Below are 23,509 nucleotides of genomic sequence, written 5' to 3'. Positions count from 1 at the left end.
CGATCGTACCCGCCGCCGTCCTTTAGCTTATTACCTCATAATGTCATAACAAACTATTGACATACCTTCCCGGCCTTCAGCAGACTCGGCGAGGCCGATGCCGAGTACGGAGCCGGGCCCGTCCCAGGGAGATGGTGAGCCGATGATCAACGACCGCGTCGCGGGAGCCCCGATCTCGTGGGGGGTGTGCGAGGTGCCCGGCTGGGGGCACCAGATGGACCCCGGACGGGTGCTGGGGGAGATGCGCGGCCTCGGGCTGGCCGCCACGGAGTTCGGGCCGGACGGCTTCCTGCCGGCCGGGGCCGGGGAGCGCGCCGCCCTGCTGGCCGAGTACGGACTCCGCGCGGTGGGCGGCTTCGCGCCCGTCGTGCTGCACGACCCGGACCGCGACCCGCTGCCCGAGGTGCGGCGGGTCCTGGCCGGCTTTGGGGTGGAACGCTCCAAGTCGGAACTGACGCTGGTGCTGGCCGCCGTGCACGGGCTGGAGGGCTACGACGAGCGTCCCTCGCTCGGCGCGGCCGGGTGGACGGCGCTGCTGACCAATCTCGACCGGATCGCCTCGCTGGCCGCGGAGGCCGGCGTGCGGGCCGTGCTCCACCCGCATGTCGGGACCATGGTGGAACGATCCAACGAGGTGCGGCGCGTCCTCGACGGGTCGGGGGTGCCCCTGTGCCTGGACACCGGCCACCTGCTGATCGGCGGCACCGACCCGGTCGAGCTGGCGGCGGACGCCGCCGGGCGGATCGCGCACGTCCACCTGAAGGACGTCGACGCCGAGCTCGCCGAGAGCGTCCGGCAGGGCCGGACGCCCTACACCGAGGCCGTCCGCGCGGGCCTCTACCGCTCCCTCGGCGCGGGGGACGTCGACATCGCCGCGATCGTCGGTTCCCTCGAAGGCGCCGGGTACGACGGCTGGTACGTCCTGGAGCAGGACACCGTCCTCGACCGCGAACCCGACCCCGGCGCCGGTCCGCTGGCCGACGTCCGCGCCTGCGTCGAGTACCTCACCGGGATCGGCTCATGAGCGGCGCCGCGTCCTTCGACGTCATCACCATGGGCCGCGTCGGCGTCGACCTCTACCCGCTGGCCTCCGGTGTCGGGCTGGAGGAGGTCGAGACGTTCGCGCGGTTCCTCGGCGGAAGCGCCACCAACGTCGCGGTCGCCGCCGCCCGGCACGGCCGCCGCGCCGCCGTGGTCACCCGGACCGGCGCCGACCCGTTCGGCCGCTTCGTCCGCCGCGCGCTCGCCGAGTACGGCGTCGACGACCGGTACGTCGCCGACGTCCCCGGCCTGCCGACGCCGGTGACCTTCTGCGAGCTGTTCCCGCCCGACGACTTCCCGCTGTACTTCTACCGCTTCCCGAAGGCGCCCGACCTGGAGATCCGCGCGGACGAGCTCGACCGGTCCGCGATCGAGGGCGCCGGGGTGCTGTGGGTCACGATGACGGGGCTGTGCGCCGAACCGTCCCGGACGGCGACGCTCGCGGCGCTCGGCGCCCGCCGCCGGTCCGCTCTCACCGTCCTCGACCTCGACCACCGGCCCATGTTCTGGGAGTCGCGGGAGGAGGCGCGGCGCTGGGCGGGCGAGGCCCTCGAACACGCCACCGTCGCGGTCGGCAACATCGCCGAATGCGAGGTGGCCGTGGGGGAGGGCGACCCTCTCCTGGCCGCCCGCGCGCTCCTCGACCGGGGCGTCCGGCTCGCCGTCGTGAAGCGCGGACCGGACGGCGTCCTCGCCGTCGACGCCGAGGGGCGGACCGCCGAGGCGCCGCCGGTGCCGGTCGAGGTCGTCAACGGCCTCGGCGCGGGCGACGCGTTCGGCGGTGCCCTCTGCCACGGGCTGCTGTCCGGCTGGGACCTGCCGCGCGTCCTGGGCTTCGCCAACGCGGCCGGCGCGATCGTCGCGTCCCGGCTGGCGTGCTCCGCGGCGATGCCCGCGACGGACGAGGTACTGGCACTGGCTGAGCAGGTGGCCGCATGACGCTCGACATTCCGGTGCCGCCCGCCGACGCGCGGGCGGAGAGGATCGCGGGGCTGACCGAGACGCGGGTGATGCGTCCGGAGGCGATCGCCGAGGCGGCGGAGCGCAGGACCAGGCAGGACTCGCTGGTCGGGGAGTCGGGGCGGTTGATGCTGCTGGCCGCCGATCACCCGGCGCGTGGCGCCCTGGCGGCCGGTGGCGATCCACTGGCGATGGGCGATCGGGGTGAGCTGCTGGACCGGTTGTGCGTCGCCTTGGAGCGGCCGGGTGTGGACGGCGTGATGGGTACGGCGGATGTGATCGAGGATCTGCTGCTGCTGGGCGTGCTGGAGGGCAAGGTCGTGATCGGTTCGATGAACCGGGGCGGCCTGATGGGTTCGGCGTTTGAGATCGATGACCGCTTCACCGCCTACAGCGCGGATGCGATCGCGGCGTCGGGACTGGACGGCGGCAAGATGCTGGTTCGGGTGGACGATGACGACCCGGCGACTGTGCGCACGTTGGAGGCGTGCGCTCGGGCGGTGTCGGAGCTGGCCGGGCATGGGCTGATGGCGATGGTGGAGCCGTTCATCTCCCGGCGGGTGGACGGGCGGGTCCGCAATGACCTGTCGCCGGAGGCGATGACGCGTGCGGTCGCGATCGCGTCGGGGTTGGGGACGACGTCGGCGTACACGTGGCTGAAGGTGCCGGTGGTGGCGGACATGGAGCGGGTGATGGCCGCGTCCACGCTGCCCGCGCTGCTGCTGGGCGGGGAGGTGGCCGCCGATCCCGTCGCCGCGCGGGAGGGCTGGCGCCGTGCCCTGCGGCTGCCGACCGTGCGGGGTCTGGTGGTGGGCCGGTCCCTGCTGTATCCGCCGGATGGCGATGTCGCCGCGGCCGTCGACGCCGCGGTGGAACTGCTGTGAACGTGGTGGCCGGACCGTCGCGGGAGCGCGCGTGGCGCATCTGCGGTGACCCGGCGCACACCTGGATCCGGAAGAGCCGGGGAGGGCGGCCGGTCGGTTCGCGGCCGCCCCTGCCCCGGGCACGTGGTGTGGAGGAGCGGTCATGAGGTTGACGGTGGCGCAGGCGCTGGTGCGTTTCCTGGCTGCGCAGTACAGCGAGCGGGATGGTGAGGAGCGGCGGTTCTTCGCGGGGTGTTTCGGGATTTTCGGGCATGGCAATGTGGCGGGGATGGGGCAGGCGCTGCTGGAGCATGGTGGTGAGCTGCCGTATTTCATGGCGCGTAATGAGCAGGCGATGGTGCATGCGGCTGCCGGGTTCGCGCGGATGAGTGATCGGTTGTCGACGTTGGCGTGTACGACGTCGATCGGGCCGGGTGCGACGAACATGGTGACGGGTGCGGCGTTGGCGACGGTGAACCGGTTGCCGGTGCTGCTGCTGCCGGGTGACATCTTCGCGACGCGGGCGGCCAGTCCGGTGTTGCAGGAGTTGGAGGATTCGCGGTCGCTGGATGTGTCGGTGAACGACTGCTTCAAGCCGGTGTCGCGGTACTGGGATCGGGTCAATCGGGCGGAGCAGTTGCCGGGGGCGTTGCTGGCGGCGATGCGGGTGCTGACCGATCCCGCTGAGACGGGTGCGGTGACGTTGGCGTTGCCGCAGGATGTGCAGGCCGAGGCGTTCGATTGGCCGGAGGAGTTGTTCGCGCGGCGGGTGTGGCGGGTCGCGCGTGCGGTGCCCGAGCCGGCCGCGCTGGGGGAGGCGGTGGAGCTGCTGCGGGGGGCGGAGCGTCCGTTGATCGTGGCGGGTGGCGGGGTGATCTACTCGGGTGCGGCGGCGGAGTTGGGGGTGCTGGCGGGGCGGACGGGGGTTCCGGTCGCCGAGACCCAGGCGGGTAAGGGTTCGCTGCCGTGGGATCACCCTTCGTCGGTGGGGGCGGTCGGTGCGACGGGGACCACGGCGGCCAACGCGTTGGCGCGTGAGGCCGATGTGGTGGTGGGGATCGGGACCCGGTACAGCGATTTCACGACCGCGTCGCACAGTTTGTTCGCTCATCCGTCGGTGAGGTTCGTCAACATCAATGTCGCTCGTGCCGATGCGGTGAAGCTGGGGGGAGTGCCGGTCGTGGCCGACGCCCGCGAGGCGATCCGGGCGCTGGACGAGGCGCTGGACGGCTGGTCGGTGCCCGAGTCGTATCGCGGTGAGGCGCGCGAGCGGACCGAGCACTGGAACGGTGTCGTCGACGCCGCGTTCGAGGAGCGGCAGGGGACGCCGCCGGCGCAGACCGAGATCATCGGGATCGTCAACGCCGAGGCCGGGCCGCGGGACGTGGTGGTGTGCGCGGCGGGGTCGATGCCCGGTGACCTGCACAAGCTGTGGCGGACCCGGGACCCCAAGGGCTACCACGTGGAGTACGGGTACTCCTGCATGGGGTACGAGATCGCCGGGGGTCTCGGCGTGAAGATGGCCGCGCCCGACCGGGAGGTGTTCGTCCTGGTCGGTGACGGGTCCTACCTGATGATGGCCCAGGAGCTCACCACGGCCGCCGCCGAGGGGGTCAAGCTGGTGGTGGTCCTGGTCCAGAACCACGGGTACGCCTCCATCGGCAACCTCTCCGAGAGCGTGGGCGCCCAGCGGTTCGGCACCCGCCACCGCCTGCGCACCCCCACCGGCCTGGACGGCGACCCCATCCCGGTCGACCTGGCCGCCAACGCCGCCAGCCTCGGCGCCGACGTCATCCGCGCGGAAGGCGCCGACGGCTTCAGGAAGGCGCTCCGCCAGGCGATCGCGTCGCCCCGCACGACGGTCGTGCACGTGGAGACCGACCCCCTCGCCGCGGGCCCGGGCAGCGAGGCGTGGTGGGACGTCCCGGTCGCCGAGGTCTCCGAACTGGACGACACCCGGCGGGCGCGCGCCCACTACGACGACAGCAAGAAGTCCCAGCGCCGTTACCTCTGAACCCGCCGGCTGGCCACCAACCCAGGAGTCTGCCGGATGGCTTACTCCCAGAACTGATTAGGAACCCGATGCGTTCTATCCAGCACTGGATCGGTGGTGTCCCGGTGGGCGGGAGCACCTCGGCCGCCGTCCACGACCCGGCGACGGGCCTTCAGTCGGGCGAGGTCGTCCTCGGGCGGCGCGCCGAGGTGGACCTGGCGGTGGGGACCGCCGCGCGGGCGTTCGAGTCGTGGTCGGAGGTGTCGCTGAGCCGGCGGGCGCGGATCATGTTCGCGCTGCGCGACCTGCTGGAGCGGCACGAGGACGAGCTGGCCCGCCTGGTCACCGCCGAGCACGGCAAGGTCCTGGACGACGCGCGCGGCGAGGTCGTGCGGGGGCGGGAGGTCGTCGAGTTCGCCTGCGGGATCGCGCAGGTGCTCAAGGGCGAGTACTCCGACCAGGTGTCGTCCGGGGTGGACGCCTTCTCGTTCCGGCAGCCGCTCGGCGTGTGCGCGGGCGTCGTCCCGTTCAACTTCCCGGTCATGGTCCCGCTGTGGATGCACCCGATCGCCATCGCGTGCGGCAACACGTTCGTGCTGAAGCCGAGCGAGCGAGTGCCGTCGGCGTCCAACCTCGTCGCCGAGCTGTACGCGCAGGCCGGGCTGCCGGACGGGGTGTTCAACGTGCTGCACGGCGACCGCGAGACCGCCGACGCGCTGATCACGCACCCGGGCGTGGCGGCGGTGTCGTTCGTCGGGTCCACGCCCGTCGCGCGGCACGTCCACGAGGCGGCGGGCTCCGCCGGGAAGCGGGTGCAGGCCCTCGGCGGCGCGAAGAACCACGCGGTGGTCCTGCCCGACGCCGACCTCGACCTGGCCGCGGACCAGATCACGGCGGCGGCGTACGGCTCGGCGGGCCAGCGCTGCATGGCGGTCTCCGTCGCGGTCGCCGTCGGGGCCGCCGCGGACCCGCTGATCGAGCGGCTCGCCGTCCGGGCGCGCGCGATCAAGGTCGGGCCGGGCGCCGACCCGGCGAGCGAGATGGGGCCGCTGATCAGCGAGGCGGCGCGGGAGCGCGTCACCGGCCACGTCGGGGACGCCGAGCGGGCCGGCGCCAAGCTCGTCGTGGACGGCCGCGGAGCCGCCGGCCCCGGGTTCTTCGTCGGCCCCTGCCTGCTCGACGGCGTCGCCACCGAGATGGCGGCCTACCAGGAGGAGATCTTCGGGCCGGTCCTGCTGGTGCTGCGCGCCGAGACCCTCGACGAGGCGATCGAGCTGATCAACGCCAACCCCTACGGCAACGGGACGGCGATCTTCACCTCGTCCGGGGAGGCCGCGCGGCGGTTCCAGCGCGCCGTGCACGTCGGGATGATCGGGGTGAACGTCCCCATCCCGGTGCCGATGGCGTTCTACTCCTTCGGCGGCTGGAAGGCGTCCCTGTTCGGCGACACCCACATCCATGGGGCCGAAGGGGTGCGCTTCTACACACGCGCCAAGGCCGTCACGTCCCGCTGGCCCGCTCCCGTCGCGGCCGACGGGGCGTCCTCAATGGCCTTCCCCACGGCCCAATGAGGATTCGCGCACGGTCCTGAGCGCCTCGTCGAGGGACAAGGACGTCGGCGGCGTACTGCTCGGTCACCCGGTCTCACCGGGGCCGGGGGGCCGCCCCCTCGGCGAAGTCGCCGAGGGGGCCGCCCTCCTCGAACACGCGGAGCGCGGGGATCTTGCGGCGGAACAGGCCGCCGTCCGCGCCTCCCGGCTGGTACCTGACCCGGGTGAACAGCACGGGCAGTCCGGCCGCCCGGGTGGACGCCGTCTTGGCGCGGTGGCTGACGCCGGTCCGCTCGTCGACCAGCAGCACGTCGGTGAACACGCCGCCCGCGTCGACGCCCAGTCGAGAACCCATCCGCTCTCCCGGTAGCTGGGCTCAGATGACGCCGCGCTGCGCCAGCGCGGCGATCCCGTCTTCTGGTAGGTCCAGGAGGCCGCCGTAGACCTCCCGGTTGTGCTCGCCGAGCCCGGGTCCGGGCCGGCGGACCGATCCCGGGGTCTCGCTGAGCCGGGGGAACGCGTTGTGCATCGGGAGCTCGCCGAAGTCCGGGTGGACGAGGCGCACGATCGCCTCGCGGGCGGCGAAGTGGGGATCGTCGAACATGTCCTTGGCGGTGTAGATGCGGCCGGCCGGGACGCCGCCGGCGTGCAGCCGCTCCAGCAGGTCCGCGGTCTCGATCCGGGCCGACCAGGCCGAGATGATGTCGTCCAGCTCGGCCATGTTCCGGCCCCGGTCGGCGTGCCCGGCGAACCGGGGGTCGGCGCCCAGTCCGGGCCGCCCCATCGCCGCGGCGAGCCGTCCGAAGACGGTGTCCTGGTTGGCGGCGATGAGGATCATCTCGCCCGAGGCGGTCGGGTAGACGTTGCTGGGCGAGACGTTGGGCAGCACGGACCCGGTCCGCTCGCGCTGGTACCCGGCGACCGCCCACTCGGGCAGCAGCGACTCCATCATCGCCAGCACCGCCTCGTAGATCGCCGAGTCGACGACCTGGCCGCGTCCGGTGGAGTGCCGGTGGTGGACGGCGACGAGCGCGCCGATGGTGGCGAACACCGCCGCCAGCGAGTCGCCCAGCGAGATCCCGGCGCGGGCGGGAGCGCCGCCCGGGTCGCCGGTGACGTGGCGGATGCCGCCCATCGCCTCGCCGATCGACCCGTACCCGGCCCGGGGCGCGTAGGGGCCGGTCTGCCCGAACCCGGACACGCGCACGAGGATCAGGCCGGGGTTCGTCTCACGGAGCCGGTCGAAGTCCATCCCCCAGCGCTCCAGCGTGCCGGGCCGGAAGTTCTCGACCACGATGTCCGCGCGCTCGATGACGCGCCGGGCCAGGTCCTGCCCCTCGGCGGTGCGCAGGTCGCAGGTGACCGACTTCTTGTTGCGGGCGACCACGGGCCACCACAGGGACTTGCCGTGCGGCTTCTCGCGTCCCCACTGGCGCATCGGGTCGCCGGCGCCGGGCGGCTCCAGCTTGATGACCTCCGCGCCGAAGTCGCCGAGCAGCTGCCCGCAGAACGGTCCGGCGAGCAGCTGCCCCATCTCCACGACGCGCAGGTCGGCAAGGGGGCCCCTGGCGTCCGGCGCGGCGCCGTCGTGCGTTGACATCTAGCCGGTCCTCGTTTCCGTGTGGTCGTTCCGCTCGCCCGGGGTACGGGCGGCGCGCAGCAGGACCGCCTTCGCGGCGAGCACGTGCGCCCGCATCACCGACTCGGCCCACGTTCCGTCGCGGGCGCGCAGCGCGGCGGCCAGCTCCCGGTGGTGGGCGGAGCTGCGGGCCAGGTCGGCGGGGGAGTAGCGATTGAATGTGCGCATCACGAGCGGGAGCTGCACCACCGCGTTCAGCATGGACACGAGCCGGCCGCTGGCGGCGGCGGCGCGGACGATGTCGTGGAACTCGGCGTTGAGCGCCGCGACGCGGTCCAGGTCCTGGCCGGCGCCGGGCTCGACGGCCGCCTCCATCAGGCGGCACAGCTCGTCCATCCGGTCCAGGTCCGCGGTGGTGGCGCGGGTGGCGGCGCGCCGCGCGGCGGCGCTCTCCAGCAGCATCCGCAGGTCGTAGATCTCCTCCAGGTCCTCGGCCGTCCAGTCCGGGACCCGCGCGCCGCGGTGCGGCAGCACCTCCACCAGCCCCTCGACCTCCAGCCGCCGCAGCGCCTCCCGGACGGGTGTCCGGCTGGAGCCGGTGGCCTCGGCCAGCTCGGCCTCGCCGAGCCGGGCCCCGGGCGGGTGGACGCCGTCCAGGATGTCGGCGCGCAGCCGTGTGTAGACACGGTCCACGGCACGGACCATCCGAACCCCCTCGGTCGATTGCATGCAAGATAGACAGACGTGAGCCTTGACACAAGAGACTTACCAGGGCAACCCTGCATTCGGCTCTGGATTGCATACAAAGGATGCTCATGGTCGAAGTCATCGAGGTGGCGCCCCGGGACGGGCTGCAGAACGAGTCCGCGATCCTCTCCACCGCCGACAAGGTGCGGCTCATCGGACGCAGCGTCGCGGCGGGCCTGCGGCGGATCGAGGCGGTCAGCTTCGTGAACCCGAGGCGGGTCCCGCAGATGGCCGACGCCGAGGCGGTGATGGAGCGGCTCCCGAGGCCGGACGGCGTCGGCTACGCGGGGCTCGTCCTCAACCGGCGCGGGCTCGACCGCGCGCTCGCCGCCGGAGTGGACGAGGTCAACGTCGTCGTGGTCGCCACCGACGAGTTCAGCCGCCGCAACCAGGGCTGCACGACCGAGGAGGGGGCCGCCGCCTGGGCGGCCGTCGCCGCGGACGCCCGCGCCGCCGGCGTCCGCCGCACCGTCACGATCGCCGCCGCCTTCGGCTGCCCCTTCGAGGGCGAGGTCGCCGAGGCCCGCGTGCTGGACCTCGTCCGGCGGGTCGCCGAGAGCGAACCCGACGAGATCGCCCTGGCCGACACGATAGGTGTCGGCGTCCCCGCCCAGGTCCGCGCGCTGCTCGCGGGCGCCGCCGGGATCGCCCCGGGCGTCCCGCTGCGCTGCCACTTCCACAACACCCGCAACACCGGCTACGCCAACGCCCTGACCGCGCTCGACTGCGGGGCGAGCGCGCTGGACGCCAGCACCGGCGGCTTCGGCGGCTGCCCGTTCGCACCCGCCGCCACCGGCAACATCGCCACCGAGGACCTGCTGTACGCCCTGGACCGCTCGGGCGCCGGCACCGGCGTCCGGATGTCCGCGGTCGCCGAGACGGCGGCCTGGCTCGGCGAACGGCTCGGCAGGCCGGTCCCGGCCCTCCTCGGCCGCGCCGGCCCGTTCCCGGCCCTCCTCGGCCGCGCCGGCCCGTTCCCGGCCGCCCCCTGATCCGCCGCGCGGGACGGAGCCCGGCCCCGCGGAGCCGCGCGGGGCGAGGTCCTCCGGGCGGGCGTCACAGCGATTCGATGAGGCGCAGGGACGCCTTGATCTCCTCGTCGGTGGGCGCGACGTCGACGGTCTCTCCGGCCAGGTGGCTCTCGTAGGCGCCGAGGTCCAGGAGGCCATGGCCGCTGAGACCCACCAGGATGACCCGCTCCGCGCCCTCTTCGCGCGCTCGTGCCGCCTCGTCGATCGCGGCGGCGACGGCGTGGGCCGACTCGGGGGCGGGAACGAGCCCCTCGGCCTTCGCGAACGCGGCGCCGCTTTCGAAGACGCGGGTCTGCGAGTAGGAGGTCGCCTCCACCATCCCGTGGTCGTACATGGCGCTGACGATCGGAGCGGCGCCGTGGTAGCGCAGCCCCCCGGCGTGGATGTGGTACGCCGTGAACGTGTGCCCCAGGGTGTACATCTTGACCGCGGGGGTCACACCGGAGTAGTCGGTGTAGTCCAGCATGTAGCTGCCCCTGGTCATCTTTGGGCACGCGTCGGGCTCCACCGCCAGGAAGCGCGTACCGGTGTTCTCTGCCAGCGCCGCCCGGTAGAAGGGGAAGGTCAGTCCGGCGAAGTTGCTGCCCGCTCCCATCGCGCCGATCACGACATCGGGGAACTCGCCGGCCAGCTCCATCTGCAGCAGGGCCTCCTCGCCGATGACCGTCTGGTGCATGAGGACGTGGTTCTCCCCGCTGCCGATCGAGAACCGCGCCTCCTTCCGGCCGTTCGCGTACTCGATCGCCTCGGCGTTCGCGATCCCGAGAGTGCCCGGCGAGTCGGGGTCGGCGCGCAGGGCGGCCCTGCCCACCTCCGTCCTCGTGCTGGGACTCGGGACGACCTCCGCCCCGTTCAACCGCATCAGCGTGCCCCGGTACGGCTTCTGCTCGTAGCTGGACCGCACCATGAAGACGGTGCACGCCATGCCGTACGGGTGGCATGCCATCGCCAGCGCGGTGCCCCACTGGCCGGCGCCGGTTCCCGTCACCATCTCCCTGACGCCGGACCTGGCGTAGTAATAGGCCTGTGCCAGCGCGGTGTTTATCTTGTGGCTGCCGGACGGGCTGGTGCCTTCGTACTTGAAATAGATGTGCGCCGGGGTGTCGAGGGCGCTCTCCAGTCTGGATGCGCGGAAAAGGGGCGTCGGGCGCCAGCGCTGGTACTCCGATCGGACGGGACCGGGAATCTCGACGTAGCGCTCGCGGCCGATGCTCTGGCGGTACATCGACAACGGCAGTTGCGGCTGGAGCGGTTCCGCGTCGCCGTTCCTCGGCGGTGCCGGCCGCGCCGGGGGCACCTCGACCGGAAGGTCCGCGAGGATGTTGTACCAGTGCGTGGGAACCCGGTCCCTGTCCAGCTCGAAAACCTCGCGCATGTTACGCTTATCCGTCCTCCGCGCCGATGATTCCGCTGATCATTTCGACAAGGCTTCCCACGTTCCTCAGTTCCGCGAGCATCACGTCCTCGTCGTCGATCTCGATGTCGAACTCTTTCTCGATCTCCACGAGGGTGTGCAGCAGGCTCAGCGAGTCCATGCCCACGACCGGCGAGTAGAGCGAGACCTTCTCGTCGAGTCGCCCGGGGGCGATGTCCAAATCGAGAACGCGGATCATGATGCTTTTGATCTGCGCCGCCAGGTCCACGTTGCTGGCACGATCCATGGCATGCACCTCGTCTGCGGCGTCGGCCGGGGAAAGGCGAAGGGGGATTCGGCTCGGCGGGAAATGGATACCCGCGGATCGGGGGCGCCCGTTACGGGGAACGGCGCATCGCTTACCGGCGCCTGGCCGTCCGAGCCCCGGTTCTCGCCGACGAACCGGTGGCGGGCCGTCCATGGCCGGAACGTTTTCCGCTTCGATTGGTTGACGGTCCGTACCGTACGACAGGCGTCCGGGGGGCGCAAGAGGCCGTACGGAGCCCTCCGCCGGCGCCCATTTGGCAGAAGTTGGGCTTCTCAAGATCGCTTCACGGATGCACAATGGCAGCGATCGGTGCGGCGCGGCCGGGTTTCCCGTGGCCGCCTGGCGGACCGGAAGGGTGACGCTTGCGATTCCGCGCGGTGGTGGCACCGTCCCACCGCCGGTGATTCTCGATATGGCATGACATCCCGCTCGGGGGATTGGAGAGCCATGCGGTTCGAATGGGACGGCGACCGGGACGGCCTGTACCGCGTTTTCCGCGCGTTCGGCGAAGAGGCGCTGAGCAAGGACGTGACCGAGCGGGACAGGGCCGGGGTCTTCGGCCGCGACGACTGGTCGCGCTGCGCCGAACAGGGCGTGCTCGGCCTGATCCTGCCGTCCGAGTACGGGGGATCCGGGTGCGGTCCCGTCGACTACGCGCACGCGATGGAGGGGCTCGGCCACGGCTGCCTCGACAACGGCCTCATGATGGCGATCGGCGCCCACGTCCTCGCCGTCGAGGTGCCGGTCTGGAAGTTCGGCGACGAGCGTCAGCGGCGCGCGTACCTGCCCGGGCTCGCCGCGGGCCGCCTCGTCGGGGCCAACGCGATGACCGAGCCGGAAAGCGGGTCGGACGCGCTGTCGCTCGCCACCACGGCCGAACGCGACGGCGACTCCTACGTCCTGACCGGGCGCAAGCGCTACGTGACGAACGCGCCGGTCGCCGACGTGTTCGTCGTCTACGCGACCGTCGACCCGGAGCTCGGGTTCACCGGGGTCACCGCCTTCCTGGTGGAGCGGGACGATCCCGGCGTCTCGGTGAAGGAGCAGGCCGAGAAGATGGGCCTTCGCACCGCCCGCTGGGGTGAGGTCGAACTGGACGCGTGCCGCGTTCCCGCCTCCCGGCGGCTCGGTGCCGAGAAGCAGGGATCGGCCGTGTTCGCGCGGACGATGGCGTGGGAGCGGGCGCTTCTCCTGGCGCCGTGGCTCGGCGTCATGGAGCGGGAGATCGAGGAGTGCACGCGCTTCTGCCGGCGGCGCCGCCAGTTCGGCAGGCACATCGGGCGTTACCAGTCGGTCTCCAACCGGATCGTCGACATGCGGATCCGCTGGGAGATCTCCCGCATGCTCCTGCGCCGCGCCGCGGCGGAACTCGACGGCCCGGAGGCGAGCATCTTCCCCGAGGTCGGCAAGTTGTACGTGAGCGAGGCGGCGGCGGAGATCTTCACCAGCGCGATGCAGGTGTACGGGGCGCTCGGCTACTCCTCCGACGGGCGCGCCGAACGCAACCTCCGGGACGCCCTCGGCATGACGATCTCGTCGGGCACCTCGGACATGCAGCGTGTGATCATCTCCGGGAAGCTCGGCCTCGCCTGGCCGGACACCGGGGGGAGCGGGGAGGGAAGGTGAACGGTCCGAGCGACTGCCTGCGCCACTGGGCCGCGAAGCGTCCGGAGGCCCCGGCCGTGGAGTTCCAGGGCGAGGCGATGACCTACGGCGAGCTGGATCGGCGCAGTTCGGCCCTGGCCCGCACGCTGGTCGAAGGCGGTGTCGTCCCCGGCGACAGGGTCGTTCTGTGGCTGCACAAGTCGATCGAGGCGGTCATCGCCGTGCACGGGGTGCTGAAGGCCGGCGCGGCGTACGTGCCCATCGACCCGAGCGCGCCCTTCAGAAGGGCCGGCCACATCATCGCCCACTGCGAGGCCGCCTGTGTGATCGCCCAGGACGACCGGGTCGCATGGCTGCGGAAGAACTCCTCCTGCCGGATCGTGTCCGTCGGTCCCGCCGCGGACGCGTCCGTCACAAGCTGGGAGGAGGCGCTCGCCGCCGCTCCGGCGGACGACGGGCCAGGTCCTCTCTCCGACCTCGGCAGCCCGGCCTTCATCCTGCACACCTCGGGATCGAAGGGCGTCCCCAAGGGGGTCGTGCTCTCCCACGGCAATGCTCGCGCGTTCGTGGAGTGGGCGGTCGCCGAGTTCGGTCTGGGTCCGGCCGACAGGGTCTCCAGCCATGCGCCCTTCCACTTCGACCTCTCCGTGCTCGACCTGTTCGCGACGTGCATGGCGGGCGGCTGCGTGGTGCTCGTCCCGGAGAGCCAGGTCGGCCTTGGAGGCGCGCTCAACAAGTTCGTCGCCGAGAAGCGCATCACCGTCTGGTACTCGGTCCCCGGCGCGCTGACCCGGATGCTCGCCGCGAAGAACAGCGGACTGCTGGCCGGGTCGCGGCTGCGGGTCGTCCTGTTCGCCGGTGAGACGTTCCCGATCGCCCCGCTCCGGCGACTGCGCTCGCTCGTCCCCGAGGCCGACTTCTACAACCTCTACGGCCCGACGGAGACCAACGTCTGCGTCTTCCACCGCGTCCGCGAGCCGGACGTCGCGGACCACCGCCGGCACCCGGTGCCGATCGGACGCGCCTGCCCGTACGCGGCGACGTTCATCATCGACGGGGCCGGGCGTCCGGTGGAGCACCGGCCGGGGGCATCCGGGGAGCTGTGCGTCGCCGGGGACTCGGTGATGCTCGGCTACTGGCGCGACGACGACTTCACGGCGTCGCGAACGGTGTCGATCGCGCAGGCCGACGGGAAGACGCTGGACGCGTACCGGACCGGGGACCTGGTCCGGCTCGACGACGAGCTGAACTACGTGTTCTGCGGGCGTGAGGACGACATGGTGAAGATACGGGGCCACCGTGTCGAGATCGGCGAGATCGAGGCGGTCCTGTCGGCCGCGGACAACGTCAGGGAGGCCGCGTGCGTGGCGGTCGACGACGGAACGGGGGAACGGGTCGTCGAGGCGTACGTGGTGCCCGAGGCGCACCCGCTCGACATCTCCGGGCTGCGCCGGCACTGCCTGGCCGAGATCCCGCGCTACATGGTCCCCGAGCGGTTCCACGTCAGGACCGCGTTCCCGGTCACCGGTACCGGGAAGATCGACCGGAGGCGGCTGGGCGAGACCGGGGCGGATCCGGAATGAAGGTCCTGACCGAGACCTGGCGGAGCGCGTCGATCGGCCGGGAGAAGTCGGTGAACGTCCTTCTGCCGTCCAGGTACTCGCCGACCGGCCGCGCCTTTCCAGTGCTGTACCTCCTGCACGGCTTCGGCGGCAACCGGAACACCTGGCTCCAGTGCGCCGAACTCTCCACACTCGTGGACTCGGCCGGGCTCGTCGTGGTCCTCCCCGAGTCCGGACGCTCATGGTTCATCAACGACGCCCGGGGGCGGCGCTACGAGGACTACCTCGTGGGAGAGGTCGTCGGCCGTGTCGATGACGCCTTCAACACCGTGGCGTCCCGGGACGGGCGAGGCATCGGCGGGTTCTCCATGGGCGGGGCCGCCGCCCTCTACCAGGCGTTGCGGCACGGCGAAGTGTTCTCGGTCGTGTGCAGCAGCGCCGGCGCGTTCGAGGCGCCCTTGCGCGAAGGCGACCCCTACGAGCACCTGCGGGACGGGCAGAGGCTGGCCATGCCGACCACGAGGGACCACGAGCGCGTCTGGGGGCCGGTCGGCAGCGAGGTCCGGCGCGAGTACGACCCCTACCGCGCGGTCCGGGACCGGGACGCGAAGTACCCGATCGAAGTGCATCTCGACGTCGGGCTGGACGACCATCCCCGGATGATCGGCATGAACCGGAGAATGCGCGAGGCGCTCGCGGCCGGCTCCGTCCCCCACCGTTACCGGGAACGGCCCGGCGGGCACGACTGGGAGTTCGTCGACGCCGGTCTCCCCGATCTCTTCGCGTTCGCGCGGAGCCGTCTCCTTTCCGCCTGACCTGCGCGCACCCCCAAGAGGACGACCGAAGGAGCCCACGTGTGCGGCATAACCGGATGGGCCGACTGGACGCGGGACCTCTCCCGGCAGGGTCCCGTCGTGACCGCGATGACGCGGACGCAGGCGCTGCGGGGCCCGGACGACGAGGGGACGTGGCTCTCCCGCCACGCCGCACTGGGCCACCGGCGGCTCGCCGTCATCGACATCGAGGGCGGGCGGCAGCCCATGCTGCGGAACGGGCACGACGGCGATCCGGTCGTCATCACGTTCAGCGGAGAGATCTACAACTTCCACGAGCTCCGGGCGGAGCTGCGCTCGGCCGGCTGGTCGTTCAGCACCCGGTCGGACACCGAGGTGCTGCTGACGGCCTACCTCCAGTGGGGCGCGGATCTCGTTACGCGGCTCAACGGGATGTACGCCTTCGCCATCTGGGACGAAGGGGCGCGGCAACTGCTCCTGGTGAGGGACCGGCTCGGCATCAAGCCGCTCTACTATGCCCGGCTGGGCGACGGGATCATCTTCGGCTCGGAGCCCAAGGCGCTGCTGGCCCACCCCGAGATGGAGGCGGAGGTGGATCTGGAGGGCCTCGCCGAGCTGACGGCCGTCCCGCGCGCGAGGACGCCCGGCCACGCCGTCTACCGCGGGATGCGGGAGCTGAGGCCGGGGTGCCTCCTCGTCGCCGACGCCTCCGGATGTCGCGAGAGCCGGTACTGGCAGGTGGAGGCCCGCCCCCACACCGAGGACTTCCGCGCGACGACGGCCCGGGTGCGCTCCCTGCTCACCGACGTCGTCCGGCGCCAGATCGTGGCGGACGTGCCGGTCGGCACGCTGCTGTCCGGGGGGATCGACTCCAGCGCGATCACGGCCCTGGCCGCCCGGGAGTTCGCGGGGGAGCTGACCAGCTATTCGGTGAGCGTCCCGGCGCCGGCCGCGCCGGGCAGCGACCTGTGGCGGCCCAGCCCGGACGAGCCGTACGCGCGCCTGGTCGCCGAACGGCTGGGGCTCGATCACTCGGTGGTCCAGGTCGGCACCGACAGCCTCGTCGCGGGGCTCGACCGCGGTCTGCGAGCGCGGGACCTCCCCGGATGGGGCGATCTCGACGTCTCGATGTACCACCTGTTCCGCGGGGTCCGGGAGGACTGCACGGTGGCGCTGTCGGGGGAGTCGGCCGACGAGATGTTCGGCGGCTACACCTGGCAGGTCGACGACCGGTACGTCCGGCACACGTCGTTTCCCTGGATGTACGCGCGGCGCCAGCCGCAGTCCCTGCTCCGCGAGGAGGTGAGGCGCGCGATCCGGCCGGCGGACTACGAGGCCGACCGCTACCGGGAGGCGCTGGCGGAGGTCCCGCACCTGGACGGCGAGGACCGCGCCGCGCGCAGGCAGCGGGAGGTCTTCCACCTCGGGCTGACCCGCTGGCTGGGCGCGCTGCTGGACCGCAAGGACCGGATGAGCATGGCCGTCGGCCTGGAGGTGCGGGTGCCCTTCGCCGACCACCGGCTCGCCGAGTACCTGTTCAACGTGCCCGCGGGCATGAAGGCCGACGGGGGGACGGAGAAGGCGCTGCTGCGCCGGGCCTGCGCCGACCTGCTCCCGGAGGAGATCGTGAACAGGCCCAAGAGCGCCTACCCGGCCAGCCGGGACCCCGGCTACGTCGAGACGCTGAAGAACCTGGTCGTCGACATGATCGGCGAGCCGGGCGCCCCGCTCTTCGACCTCATGGACCGGGAGCGGGTCCGCCGGGCGGTCACCTCCGAGCTCGACTCGCTGCCGGGCCCGATCACCGCCCGGACCTCGGCGATCGGCCTGTCCTACCTCCTCGAACTGAACCGGTGGCTCACCCGGGTCCGCGTCGTGGCGTGACCCCGCGCGGCCCCCGTCACCGCCGCGTGCCCTCCGGTCGCGCGTAGCGCCGGCGCAGGTCCTCTTTCCGGATCTTCCCCGTCGCGGTCGTGGGCAGGACCTCCAGGAGTTCCAGCCGCCGGGGCCAGTACGCCTTGGTCATCCCGGCTTCGTCCAGCGAGCTCTGCAGCTCCTCGAGCGTGACGGGCGAGGACGCGGAGACCGGCGCCACCACGGCGCAGATCGTCTCGTCCTCGTGCTCGTCGGGGAGGCCGATGACCGCGACGTCGCGCACGCCGGGATGCCGGCCGATGATCGACTCCAGGTCGGCGACCGGCGCGATGTTCGCGTTGCGCAGGATCATGTCCTTGGCCCGGCCAGTGATCCGGATGCCGCCGCGGCCGTCCGGCCGGGCCAGGTCGCCGGTGTCGAACCACCCGTCCTCGTCGAGGTCGGCCGCGTACAGCTCGTCCCGCCGGTAGTAGCCGAGACACTGGGTCGGCCCCCGCACCCACAGCACGCCCTCGCCCCCGGTCCGGTCCGACACGGGGTCGATCCGCAGCTCCATGTCCGCGATGGGGCTCCCGTCGCTGTGGGCGGCCCAGTCCTCCGGGTCGTCCGGACGGGTGATCGTAACCGGGCCGTTCTCGGTCATGCCCCACAGCGAGTGCAGCCGGAGCCCGAAGACGCTCGCGGTCTCGCCGATGAAGTACGGGGGGATCGGCGCCGAGCCGCTGACCAGCCACTTCAGTGCGGGCAGCGCGCGCGGCGCGGACCGCTGCTCCTTGATCAGGCTCAGCAGGTAGAAGGGTGCGCAGTAGAAGAACGTGACTCCGTGCCGGGCCATGAGATCGAGGGCGTCGCCGGGGTCCTTGGCGTCCTGGAACGCCATGGTGCCGCCCAGGGCCAGCGGCATCAGCATGCCCTGCACGACACCGGTGTAATGCGTGTAGAGGGCGGTGGTGTACATGACGAGCGTCTCGTCGAGGCCGAAGGTCTCCGCCTCCCCGCGAATGGCGGCGTAAAGCGTGTTCTGGCTGTGCAGGACCCCTTTGGGATCGCTCGTCGTACCCGAGGTGAACAGCACCAGATACGGGTCGTCGGGGCCGAGTTCCCGCTCGTCCAGCAGATGGCCGTGCCGTTCCTCCCAGGCGGTTCCGAAGAAGAACGACTCGAATTCCTCGGTGCCTTCCGGCCCTTGGCCGTCCGCGACGAACACGCGCTCCAGGGACGGCAGTTCCGCGGCCAGGTCGGCGCCCAGTTCGCCCAGCCGGTCGCCGTTGTCCTCCCGCATGGTGACGAGGACCCGCGCCTCGGTGACGCGCAGCATGACGTCGAGCTCGCGGCGCCGGTAGGTCTTCATGAGGGGGCAGTACACGACCCCGGCCCGGATGCAGCCGAGCGTGATCGCGGCGAGTTCCCACCGGTCGGTGAGCTGGGCCGCGAACACGTCCCCGGGACGCAGCCCGAGCTCGACCAGGGCGCCGGCGCACCTGTCGGCGGCGGCGGCGAGCCGCTCGTAGTCGAGCCGGTGCGTCCGCCCGTCGGACTGGCGCCTGGTGACCACCGCCGCCTTTCCCGGCCTTTCGCGCACGTGCCGCCGGAGGTCGTCGGCAAAGGTCTCGTCCCGCCACCAGCCGCGGTCACGGTAGTTCGCAGAGGTCGGGGTCATGCCTGCACCACCATCACATCTTCGGGAAGGGTGGACCGGTCCGCGCGGAATTGGAGATCAACATAACCCGGATTCCTCCTCCGGTCACCACCCTCGAAGCCGCGCCTGAATTCCGGTCAGGCGCGGTCGCGGACCAATGAGCACCGGTGCTCGACGGACCCTAGGGGAAGGCGCGGGAGCCGAGCCCGCCTCGACGCGAGGTGACCGCCGACGAGAGTGATGTTCGGGGTTTCCTCGACCGAGCGGCACCATCCGGCCACCGGAAGTAGTGGTTGCCGCGATGTAGTTCCGCGACTACTCAGCGCACTCCGCGGTGAGTTCCGCGAGATGCCCGCCCTCGTCGACCGCTGGCGGGCCGAGTATCCCCACCGGCGGGCGGAGGGCCGGTAGTACCCCCGTTAAGGACGCGTTAAGCGCCGCTTCCCGGGCGCTAAGAACGCGTCAACGCCTCGTGGATATGCCAGGTAAGTGACATTTACTGCCTGATGCACCCCCGAAGCGGGTGCGGGTGCGACGAGCACCCGGCGCTCCGTGGCGGCCTTCGACCGCCCTAAGGAATCGAGAAATGTCAGATCTGGCGTTCATCCTGCTGACGGTGGCGGTCTTCGCCCTGTTCGCGCTGGTCGTGAAGGCGGTCGAGCGACTGTGACCGCAGAGAACGGAATCGGCCTGGCGCTGGCCGTGCTCCTGGTCGCCTTCCTGGTCGCGGCCCTTCTTTTCCCGGAGCGTTTCTAGTGGGCCCGACGTCCGCCGGGATCCTTTTCCTCGGCTCGCTTCTGCTCGCCCTCGTCCTGACCCACAGGCCGCTGGGCGACTACATGTACAAGGTCTATTCCGGGACGCGGCATTCGCGCGTGGAGAGGGTGCTCTACCGGCTCATCGGGGTCGATCCCGGGGGCGAGCAGCGCTGGGGCGTGTACGCGCGCAGCGTCCTGGCGTTCTCGGTCGTCAGCGTGCTGTTCCTCTACGGCTTCCAGCGGGTGCAGGACCGCCTCCTTCTCAGCCTGGGGTTCGACCCGGTCAAGCCCGACCAGGCCTGGAACACCGCGGTCAGCTTCGTGACCAACACCAACTGGCAGTCGTACGCGGGCGAGTCGACGATGGGCCATCTGGTGCAGATGGCCGGGCTCGCGGTGCAGAACTTCGTTTCGGCCGCCGTGGGCATGGCCGTGGCCGTCGCGCTCGTCCGCGGGTTCGCGCGCCGCAAGAGCGATCACCTCGGCAACTTCTGGGTCGACCTGACCAGGGGATCGCTGCGGATCCTGCTGCCCATCGCCTTCGCCGGCGCGGTCGTGCTGGTGTCCGGCGGGCTGGTGCAGAACTTCTGGGACCCCGCCCACCACACGGTGGACACGGTCGCGGGCGGCACCCAGACGCTGACGGGCGGCCCGGTGGCGTCCCAGGAAGCGATCAAGGAACTCGGGACGAACGGCGGCGGCTTCTTCAACGCCAACTCCGCGCACCCCTTCGAGAACGCCGCGGCGTGGACGAACTGGCTGGAGATCTTCCTGATCCTTCTCATCCCGTTCGCGCTGCCCCGGACCTTCGGCCGCATGGTGGACCAGGTGCGGCAGGGGTACGCGATCACCGCGGTGATGGGCGTCCTCGCCCTGGTGAGCGTCTCGCTCACGATGATCTTCCAGGGCATGCACCACGGCACGGTGCCGACCGCGGTCGGCGCTGCGACGGAGGGCACCGAAGCGCGCTTCGGGGTGCTGAACTCGGCGGTGTTCGCCGCGGCGACCACGCTGACGTCGACCGGCGCCGTGGACTCCTTCCACGACTCCTACACGAGCCTCGGCGGCATGATGACGATGGTCGACATGATGCTCGGCGAGGTGGCGCCCGGCGGCGTCGGCTCGGGCCTGTACGGGATGCTGGTCCTCGCCGTGATCACGGTGTTCGTGGCCGGGCTGATGGTGGGCCGCACGCCCGAGTACCTCGGCAAGAGGATCGGCGCGCGGGAGATCAAGTTCGCGGCGATGTACTTCCTCGTCACGCCCGCGCTCGTGCTGGCCGGCAGCGCCGCGGCGATGGCGACCGGGAGCGGCCGCGCGGGCCTGCTGAACTCCGGCCCGCACGGCCTGTCGGAGGTCCTGTACGCGTTCACCTCGGCGTCCAACAACAACGGCTCGGCGTTCGCCGGCCTCACGGTCGACACGGTCTGGTACGACACGGCGCTGGGGCTGTGCATGGCCTTCGGCCGGTTCCTGCCGATCATCTTCGTGCTCGCCCTGGCCGGCTCCCTGGCCCGCCAGGGGCACACCCCCGAATCGGACGGCACGCTGCCCACGCACCGGCCCCTGTTCGTCGGGCTGGTCGCGGGCGTCACCGTCGTCCTCGTCGCGCTCACGTTCCTGCCCGCGCTCGCGCTCGGGCCGCTGGCAGAGGGAATCCACTGATGTCCACGACGCATACCGCGCGGGGGCCCGCGCAGTCACCCGCCTCCGAACCCTCGGACCGCGGCCGGGGCGCCCTGCTCGACCCGCGGCAGATGCTGCGGTCCCTGCCGGACGCGCTCCGGAAACTCGACCCCCGGACGCTGTGGCGGAACCCGGTCATGCTGATCGTCGAGATCGGCGCCGTGTGGTCCACGGTCCTGGCGGTCACCGATCCGACCTGGTTCGCCTGGCTGGTCGTCGTCTGGCTGTGGCTCACGGTGGTCTTCGCCAACCTGGCCGAGGCGGTGGCCGAGGGCCGCGGCAAGGCCCAGGCGGACACGCTCCGGCGGGCCAGACGCGACATGACGGCCCGGCGCCTGGTCGGCTGGCGGCCCGGGGCGGTGGACGTCCGGGAGGAGCCGGTCCCCGCGCCGCGGCTCGCGCCGGGCGACGTCGTGGTCGTCGAGGCGGGGCAGACCATCCCGGCGGACGGCGACGTCGTGGACGGCATCGCGAGCGTGGACGAGTCGGCGATCACGGGGGAGTCGGCCCCGGTGATCCGGGAGTCCGGCGGCGACCGCAGCGCGGTGACCGGCGGCACCCGGGTGCTGTCGGACCGGATCGTGGTGCGGGTGACCCAGCGGCCGGGGGAGTCGTTCATCGACCGGATGATCGCGCTGGTGGAGGGGTCGAGCCGGCAGCGGACGCCGAACGAGATCGCGCTGAACATCCTGCTCGCCGCGCTGACGATCGTCTTCCTGCTCGCCACCGCGACGCTCCAGCCCCTGGCGATCTACTCCCGGGACACCAGTCCCGGAGTACCGGACTCGCCGGCCCTGGGCGCGGACGGTGTCACGGGGATCGTGCTGGTGTCGCTGCTGGTGTGCCTGATCCCGACGACGATCGGGGCGCTGCTGTCGGCGATCGGCATCGCGGGGATGGACCGGCTCGTCCAGCGCAACGTCCTGGCGATGTCAGGGCGCGCCGTCGAAGCCGCGGGCGACGTGAGCACCCTGCTGCTGGACAAGACCGGCACGATCACCCTCGGCAACCGGCAGGCGGCCGAGTTCCTCCCGCTCGGCGGGGTGCCTGAGGAAGAGCTGGCCGACGCGGCGCAGCTGTCCAGCCTCGCCGACGAGACGCCCGAGGGCCGCTCGGTGGTGGTCCTGGCCAAGCAGCGGTACGGACTCCGCGAGCGCGCGCCCGGGGAACTCTCCCACGCCGAGTGGGTTCCGTTCACCGCCCAGACCCGCATGTCGGGCGTCGACCTGGACGAGAGGACGAAGCGGTCGCTGCGCAAGGGCGCGGCCGGCGCGGTCACCGACTGGGTCCGCGGGGAGGGCGGCAGCGTGCCGCCGATGCTCGGCCAGATCGTGGACGGCATCTCCGCGTCCGGCGGGACACCGCTCGTGGTCGGCGAGTCCGGCGGCGGGGAAGCGCGCGTCCTGGGGGTGATCCATCTCAAGGACGTGGTCAAGCAGGGCATGCGCGAGCGGTTCGCCGCGATGCGGGCGATGGGCATCCGCACCGTGATGATCACCGGTGACAACCCGCTGACCGCCAGGGCGATCGCCGACGAGGCGGGGGTCGACGACTTCCTCGCCGAGGCCAGGCCGGAGGACAAGCTCGCCCTGATCAAGAAGGAGCAGGAGGGGGGACGGCTCGTCGCCATGACCGGGGACGGCACCAACGACGCCCCGGCGCTCGCCCAGGCCGACGTCGGAGTGGCGATGAACACCGGCACCTCCGCCGCCAAGGAGGCCGGGAACATGGTGGACCTGGACTCCGACCCCACCAAGCTCATCGAGATCGTCAAGATCGGCAAGCAACTTCTCATCACGCGCGGGGCGCTGACCACGTTCTCCATCGCCAACGACATCGCCAAGTACTTCGCCATCATCCCGGCGCTGTTCGTGACGCTCTTCCCGGGCCTGGACGCGCTCAACGTCATGCGGCTGTCCAGCCCGCAGTCGGCGGTCCTGTCGGCCGTGGTGTTCAACGCGCTGATCATCGTCGCGCTGATCCCGCTGGCACTGCGCGGGGTGAAGTACCGGCCGAGCAACGCCTCCCGGCTGCTGTCGCGCAACCTCGGCGTCTACGGACTCGGCGGCATCGTCGCGCCGTTCGCCGGCATCAAGCTCATCGACCTCATCGTCCAGTTCCTTCCAGGGATGTCTTGACATGCG

At 71.7% G+C, this 23,509-nt stretch carries 19 protein-coding genes; 13 read left to right on the top strand and 6 right to left on the bottom strand.

All coding sequences use genetic code 11. The features are described 5' to 3' along the window. Positions 1-142 precede the first annotated feature (142 nt). The 5 genes from BKA00_RS11885 to BKA00_RS11865 all read left to right on the top strand — a co-directional run bounded on the left by BKA00_RS11885 (position 143) and on the right by BKA00_RS11865 (position 6,428). Entirely contained in the window at positions 143-1,024 is an 882-nt protein-coding gene (locus BKA00_RS11885) for a TIM barrel protein (RefSeq protein WP_185024961.1), read from the top strand. Beyond that, positions 1,021-1,980 (top strand): 5-dehydro-2-deoxygluconokinase, encoded by a 960-nt coding sequence (iolC, locus tag BKA00_RS11880; RefSeq protein WP_185024960.1) that lies wholly within the window; start codon positions 1,021-1,023, stop codon positions 1,978-1,980. The genes BKA00_RS11885 and iolC overlap by 4 nt, the downstream gene beginning before the upstream one ends. Beyond that, positions 1,977-2,885 (top strand): Cgl0159 family (beta/alpha)8-fold protein, encoded by a 909-nt coding sequence (locus BKA00_RS11875; protein ID WP_230299010.1) that lies wholly within the window; start codon positions 1,977-1,979, stop codon positions 2,883-2,885. Before iolC ends, BKA00_RS11875 begins: the two co-directional genes overlap by 4 nt. Positions 2,886-3,027: 142 nt before the next feature. Beyond that, positions 3,028-4,878, top strand: a complete 1,851-nt coding sequence (gene iolD, locus BKA00_RS11870) for a 3D-(3,5/4)-trihydroxycyclohexane-1,2-dione acylhydrolase (decyclizing) (RefSeq protein ID WP_185024959.1) — start codon at positions 3,028-3,030, stop codon at positions 4,876-4,878. Positions 4,879-4,946: 68 nt separating this feature from the next. Continuing rightward, a complete protein-coding gene (locus BKA00_RS11865) occupies positions 4,947-6,428 on the top strand; it encodes a CoA-acylating methylmalonate-semialdehyde dehydrogenase (protein WP_185024958.1) in 1,482 nt (493 codons plus the stop codon). A 73-nt stretch (positions 6,429-6,501) separates the two neighbouring features. Here BKA00_RS11865 and BKA00_RS11860 read toward each other — a convergent pair whose 3' ends face one another. Genes BKA00_RS11860 through BKA00_RS11850 form a run of 3 tightly spaced genes read right to left on the bottom strand, consistent with a single transcriptional unit; the run spans position 6,502 to position 8,679 of the window. Then, entirely contained in the window at positions 6,502-6,762 is a 261-nt protein-coding gene (locus tag BKA00_RS11860) for a cysteine hydrolase family protein (protein ID WP_185024957.1), read from the bottom strand. 21 nt (positions 6,763-6,783) lie between these two features. After that, positions 6,784-8,007 (bottom strand): CaiB/BaiF CoA transferase family protein, encoded by a 1,224-nt coding sequence (locus BKA00_RS11855; RefSeq protein ID WP_185024956.1) that lies wholly within the window; start codon positions 8,005-8,007, stop codon positions 6,784-6,786. Further along, positions 8,008-8,679, bottom strand: a complete 672-nt coding sequence (locus BKA00_RS11850; RefSeq protein ID WP_221493110.1) for an FCD domain-containing protein — start codon at positions 8,677-8,679, stop codon at positions 8,008-8,010. It abuts the gene before it with no gap. 122 nt (positions 8,680-8,801) lie between these two features. Between BKA00_RS11850 and BKA00_RS11845 the strand changes: the two genes are divergently transcribed. Next, on the top strand, positions 8,802-9,725 hold the full coding sequence (locus tag BKA00_RS11845; protein ID WP_420829680.1) for a hydroxymethylglutaryl-CoA lyase: 924 nt from the start codon (positions 8,802-8,804) through the stop codon (positions 9,723-9,725). Between the two features lie 64 nt (positions 9,726-9,789). Here BKA00_RS11845 and BKA00_RS11840 read toward each other — a convergent pair whose 3' ends face one another. Further along, positions 9,790-11,139 carry a TrpB-like pyridoxal phosphate-dependent enzyme gene (locus tag BKA00_RS11840; RefSeq protein ID WP_185024953.1) on the bottom strand — a complete coding sequence of 450 codons (1,350 nt, stop codon included), beginning with the start codon at positions 11,137-11,139 and terminating at the stop codon, positions 9,790-9,792. A 7-nt stretch (positions 11,140-11,146) separates the two neighbouring features. Further along, positions 11,147-11,425, bottom strand: coding sequence for an acyl carrier protein (locus BKA00_RS11835; protein ID WP_185024952.1), 279 nt, complete (start codon positions 11,423-11,425; stop codon positions 11,147-11,149). A 468-nt stretch (positions 11,426-11,893) separates the two neighbouring features. Here BKA00_RS11835 and BKA00_RS11830 point away from each other — a divergent pair, with 468 nt between their 5' ends. Genes BKA00_RS11830 through asnB form a run of 4 tightly spaced genes read left to right on the top strand, consistent with a single transcriptional unit; the run spans position 11,894 to position 17,291 of the window. Beyond that, entirely contained in the window at positions 11,894-13,072 is a 1,179-nt protein-coding gene (locus BKA00_RS11830) for an acyl-CoA dehydrogenase family protein (RefSeq protein WP_185024951.1), read from the top strand. After that, positions 13,069-14,634: an amino acid adenylation domain-containing protein gene (locus BKA00_RS11825; protein ID WP_185024950.1), complete on the top strand. Its 1,566-nt coding sequence runs from the start codon at positions 13,069-13,071 to the stop codon at positions 14,632-14,634. The genes BKA00_RS11830 and BKA00_RS11825 overlap by 4 nt, the downstream gene beginning before the upstream one ends. Continuing rightward, positions 14,631-15,428: an alpha/beta hydrolase gene (locus BKA00_RS11820; protein WP_185024949.1), complete on the top strand. Its 798-nt coding sequence runs from the start codon at positions 14,631-14,633 to the stop codon at positions 15,426-15,428. Before BKA00_RS11825 ends, BKA00_RS11820 begins: the two co-directional genes overlap by 4 nt. Before the next feature lie 39 nt (positions 15,429-15,467). Beyond that, positions 15,468-17,291 (top strand): asparagine synthase (glutamine-hydrolyzing), encoded by a 1,824-nt coding sequence (gene asnB, locus BKA00_RS11815; RefSeq protein ID WP_185024947.1) that lies wholly within the window; start codon positions 15,468-15,470, stop codon positions 17,289-17,291. Positions 17,292-17,307: 16 nt separating this feature from the next. Here asnB and BKA00_RS11810 read toward each other — a convergent pair whose 3' ends face one another. Further along, positions 17,308-18,942, bottom strand: coding sequence for an AMP-binding protein (locus BKA00_RS11810; RefSeq protein WP_185024945.1), 1,635 nt, complete (start codon positions 18,940-18,942; stop codon positions 17,308-17,310). A gap of 645 nt (positions 18,943-19,587) precedes the next feature. Here BKA00_RS11810 and kdpF point away from each other — a divergent pair. From kdpF to kdpB, 3 genes are read left to right on the top strand one after another with little or no spacing between them, the layout of a single operon-like run. Then, on the top strand, positions 19,588-19,677 hold the full coding sequence (gene kdpF, locus BKA00_RS38805) for a K(+)-transporting ATPase subunit F (protein ID WP_185024944.1): 90 nt from the start codon (positions 19,588-19,590) through the stop codon (positions 19,675-19,677). After that, positions 19,677-21,344 (top strand): potassium-transporting ATPase subunit KdpA, encoded by a 1,668-nt coding sequence (gene kdpA / locus BKA00_RS11800; RefSeq protein WP_185024942.1) that lies wholly within the window; start codon positions 19,677-19,679, stop codon positions 21,342-21,344. The genes kdpF and kdpA overlap by 1 nt, the downstream gene beginning before the upstream one ends. Next, positions 21,344-23,503: a potassium-transporting ATPase subunit KdpB gene (gene kdpB, locus BKA00_RS11795; RefSeq protein WP_185024941.1), complete on the top strand. Its 2,160-nt coding sequence runs from the start codon at positions 21,344-21,346 to the stop codon at positions 23,501-23,503. Before kdpA ends, kdpB begins: the two co-directional genes overlap by 1 nt. The last annotated feature ends 6 nt before the right edge of the window (positions 23,504-23,509 follow it).

The organism is Actinomadura coerulea (assembly GCF_014208105.1).
GTDB classification, from domain to species: Bacteria; Actinomycetota; Actinomycetes; order Streptosporangiales; family Streptosporangiaceae; genus Spirillospora; species Spirillospora coerulea.
Note: the sequence above shows the minus strand (reverse complement) of the source record. Positions and strands in the feature narration are given on the sequence as shown.

What these genes read in the sequence shown, in the direction of transcription:
- iolC (WP_185024960.1), top strand. Translation starts at nt 1,021, where the DNA reads ATGAGCGGCGCCGCGTCCTTCGACGTCATCACCATGGGCCGCGTCGGC.
- BKA00_RS11840 (WP_185024953.1), bottom strand. Translation starts at nt 11,139, where the DNA reads ATGCGCGAGGTTTTCGAGCTGGACAGGGACCGGGTTCCCACGCACTGG.
- kdpB (WP_185024941.1), top strand. Translation starts at nt 21,344, where the DNA reads ATGTCCACGACGCATACCGCGCGGGGGCCCGCGCAGTCACCCGCCTCC.
- BKA00_RS11860 (WP_185024957.1), bottom strand. Translation starts at nt 6,762, where the DNA reads ATGGGTTCTCGACTGGGCGTCGACGCGGGCGGCGTGTTCACCGACGTG.
- BKA00_RS11855 (WP_185024956.1), bottom strand. Translation starts at nt 8,007, where the DNA reads ATGTCAACGCACGACGGCGCCGCGCCGGACGCCAGGGGCCCCCTTGCC.
- BKA00_RS11865 (WP_185024958.1), top strand. Translation starts at nt 4,947, where the DNA reads ATGCGTTCTATCCAGCACTGGATCGGTGGTGTCCCGGTGGGCGGGAGC.
- BKA00_RS11845 (WP_420829680.1), top strand. Translation starts at nt 8,802, where the DNA reads ATGGTCGAAGTCATCGAGGTGGCGCCCCGGGACGGGCTGCAGAACGAG.
- BKA00_RS11820 (WP_185024949.1), top strand. Translation starts at nt 14,631, where the DNA reads ATGAAGGTCCTGACCGAGACCTGGCGGAGCGCGTCGATCGGCCGGGAG.
- BKA00_RS11810 (WP_185024945.1), bottom strand. Translation starts at nt 18,942, where the DNA reads ATGACCCCGACCTCTGCGAACTACCGTGACCGCGGCTGGTGGCGGGAC.
- iolD (WP_185024959.1), top strand. Translation starts at nt 3,028, where the DNA reads ATGAGGTTGACGGTGGCGCAGGCGCTGGTGCGTTTCCTGGCTGCGCAG.
- BKA00_RS11830 (WP_185024951.1), top strand. Translation starts at nt 11,894, where the DNA reads ATGCGGTTCGAATGGGACGGCGACCGGGACGGCCTGTACCGCGTTTTC.
- BKA00_RS11835 (WP_185024952.1), bottom strand. Translation starts at nt 11,425, where the DNA reads ATGGATCGTGCCAGCAACGTGGACCTGGCGGCGCAGATCAAAAGCATC.
- BKA00_RS11875 (WP_230299010.1), top strand. Translation starts at nt 1,977, where the DNA reads ATGACGCTCGACATTCCGGTGCCGCCCGCCGACGCGCGGGCGGAGAGG.
- BKA00_RS11885 (WP_185024961.1), top strand. Translation starts at nt 143, where the DNA reads ATGATCAACGACCGCGTCGCGGGAGCCCCGATCTCGTGGGGGGTGTGC.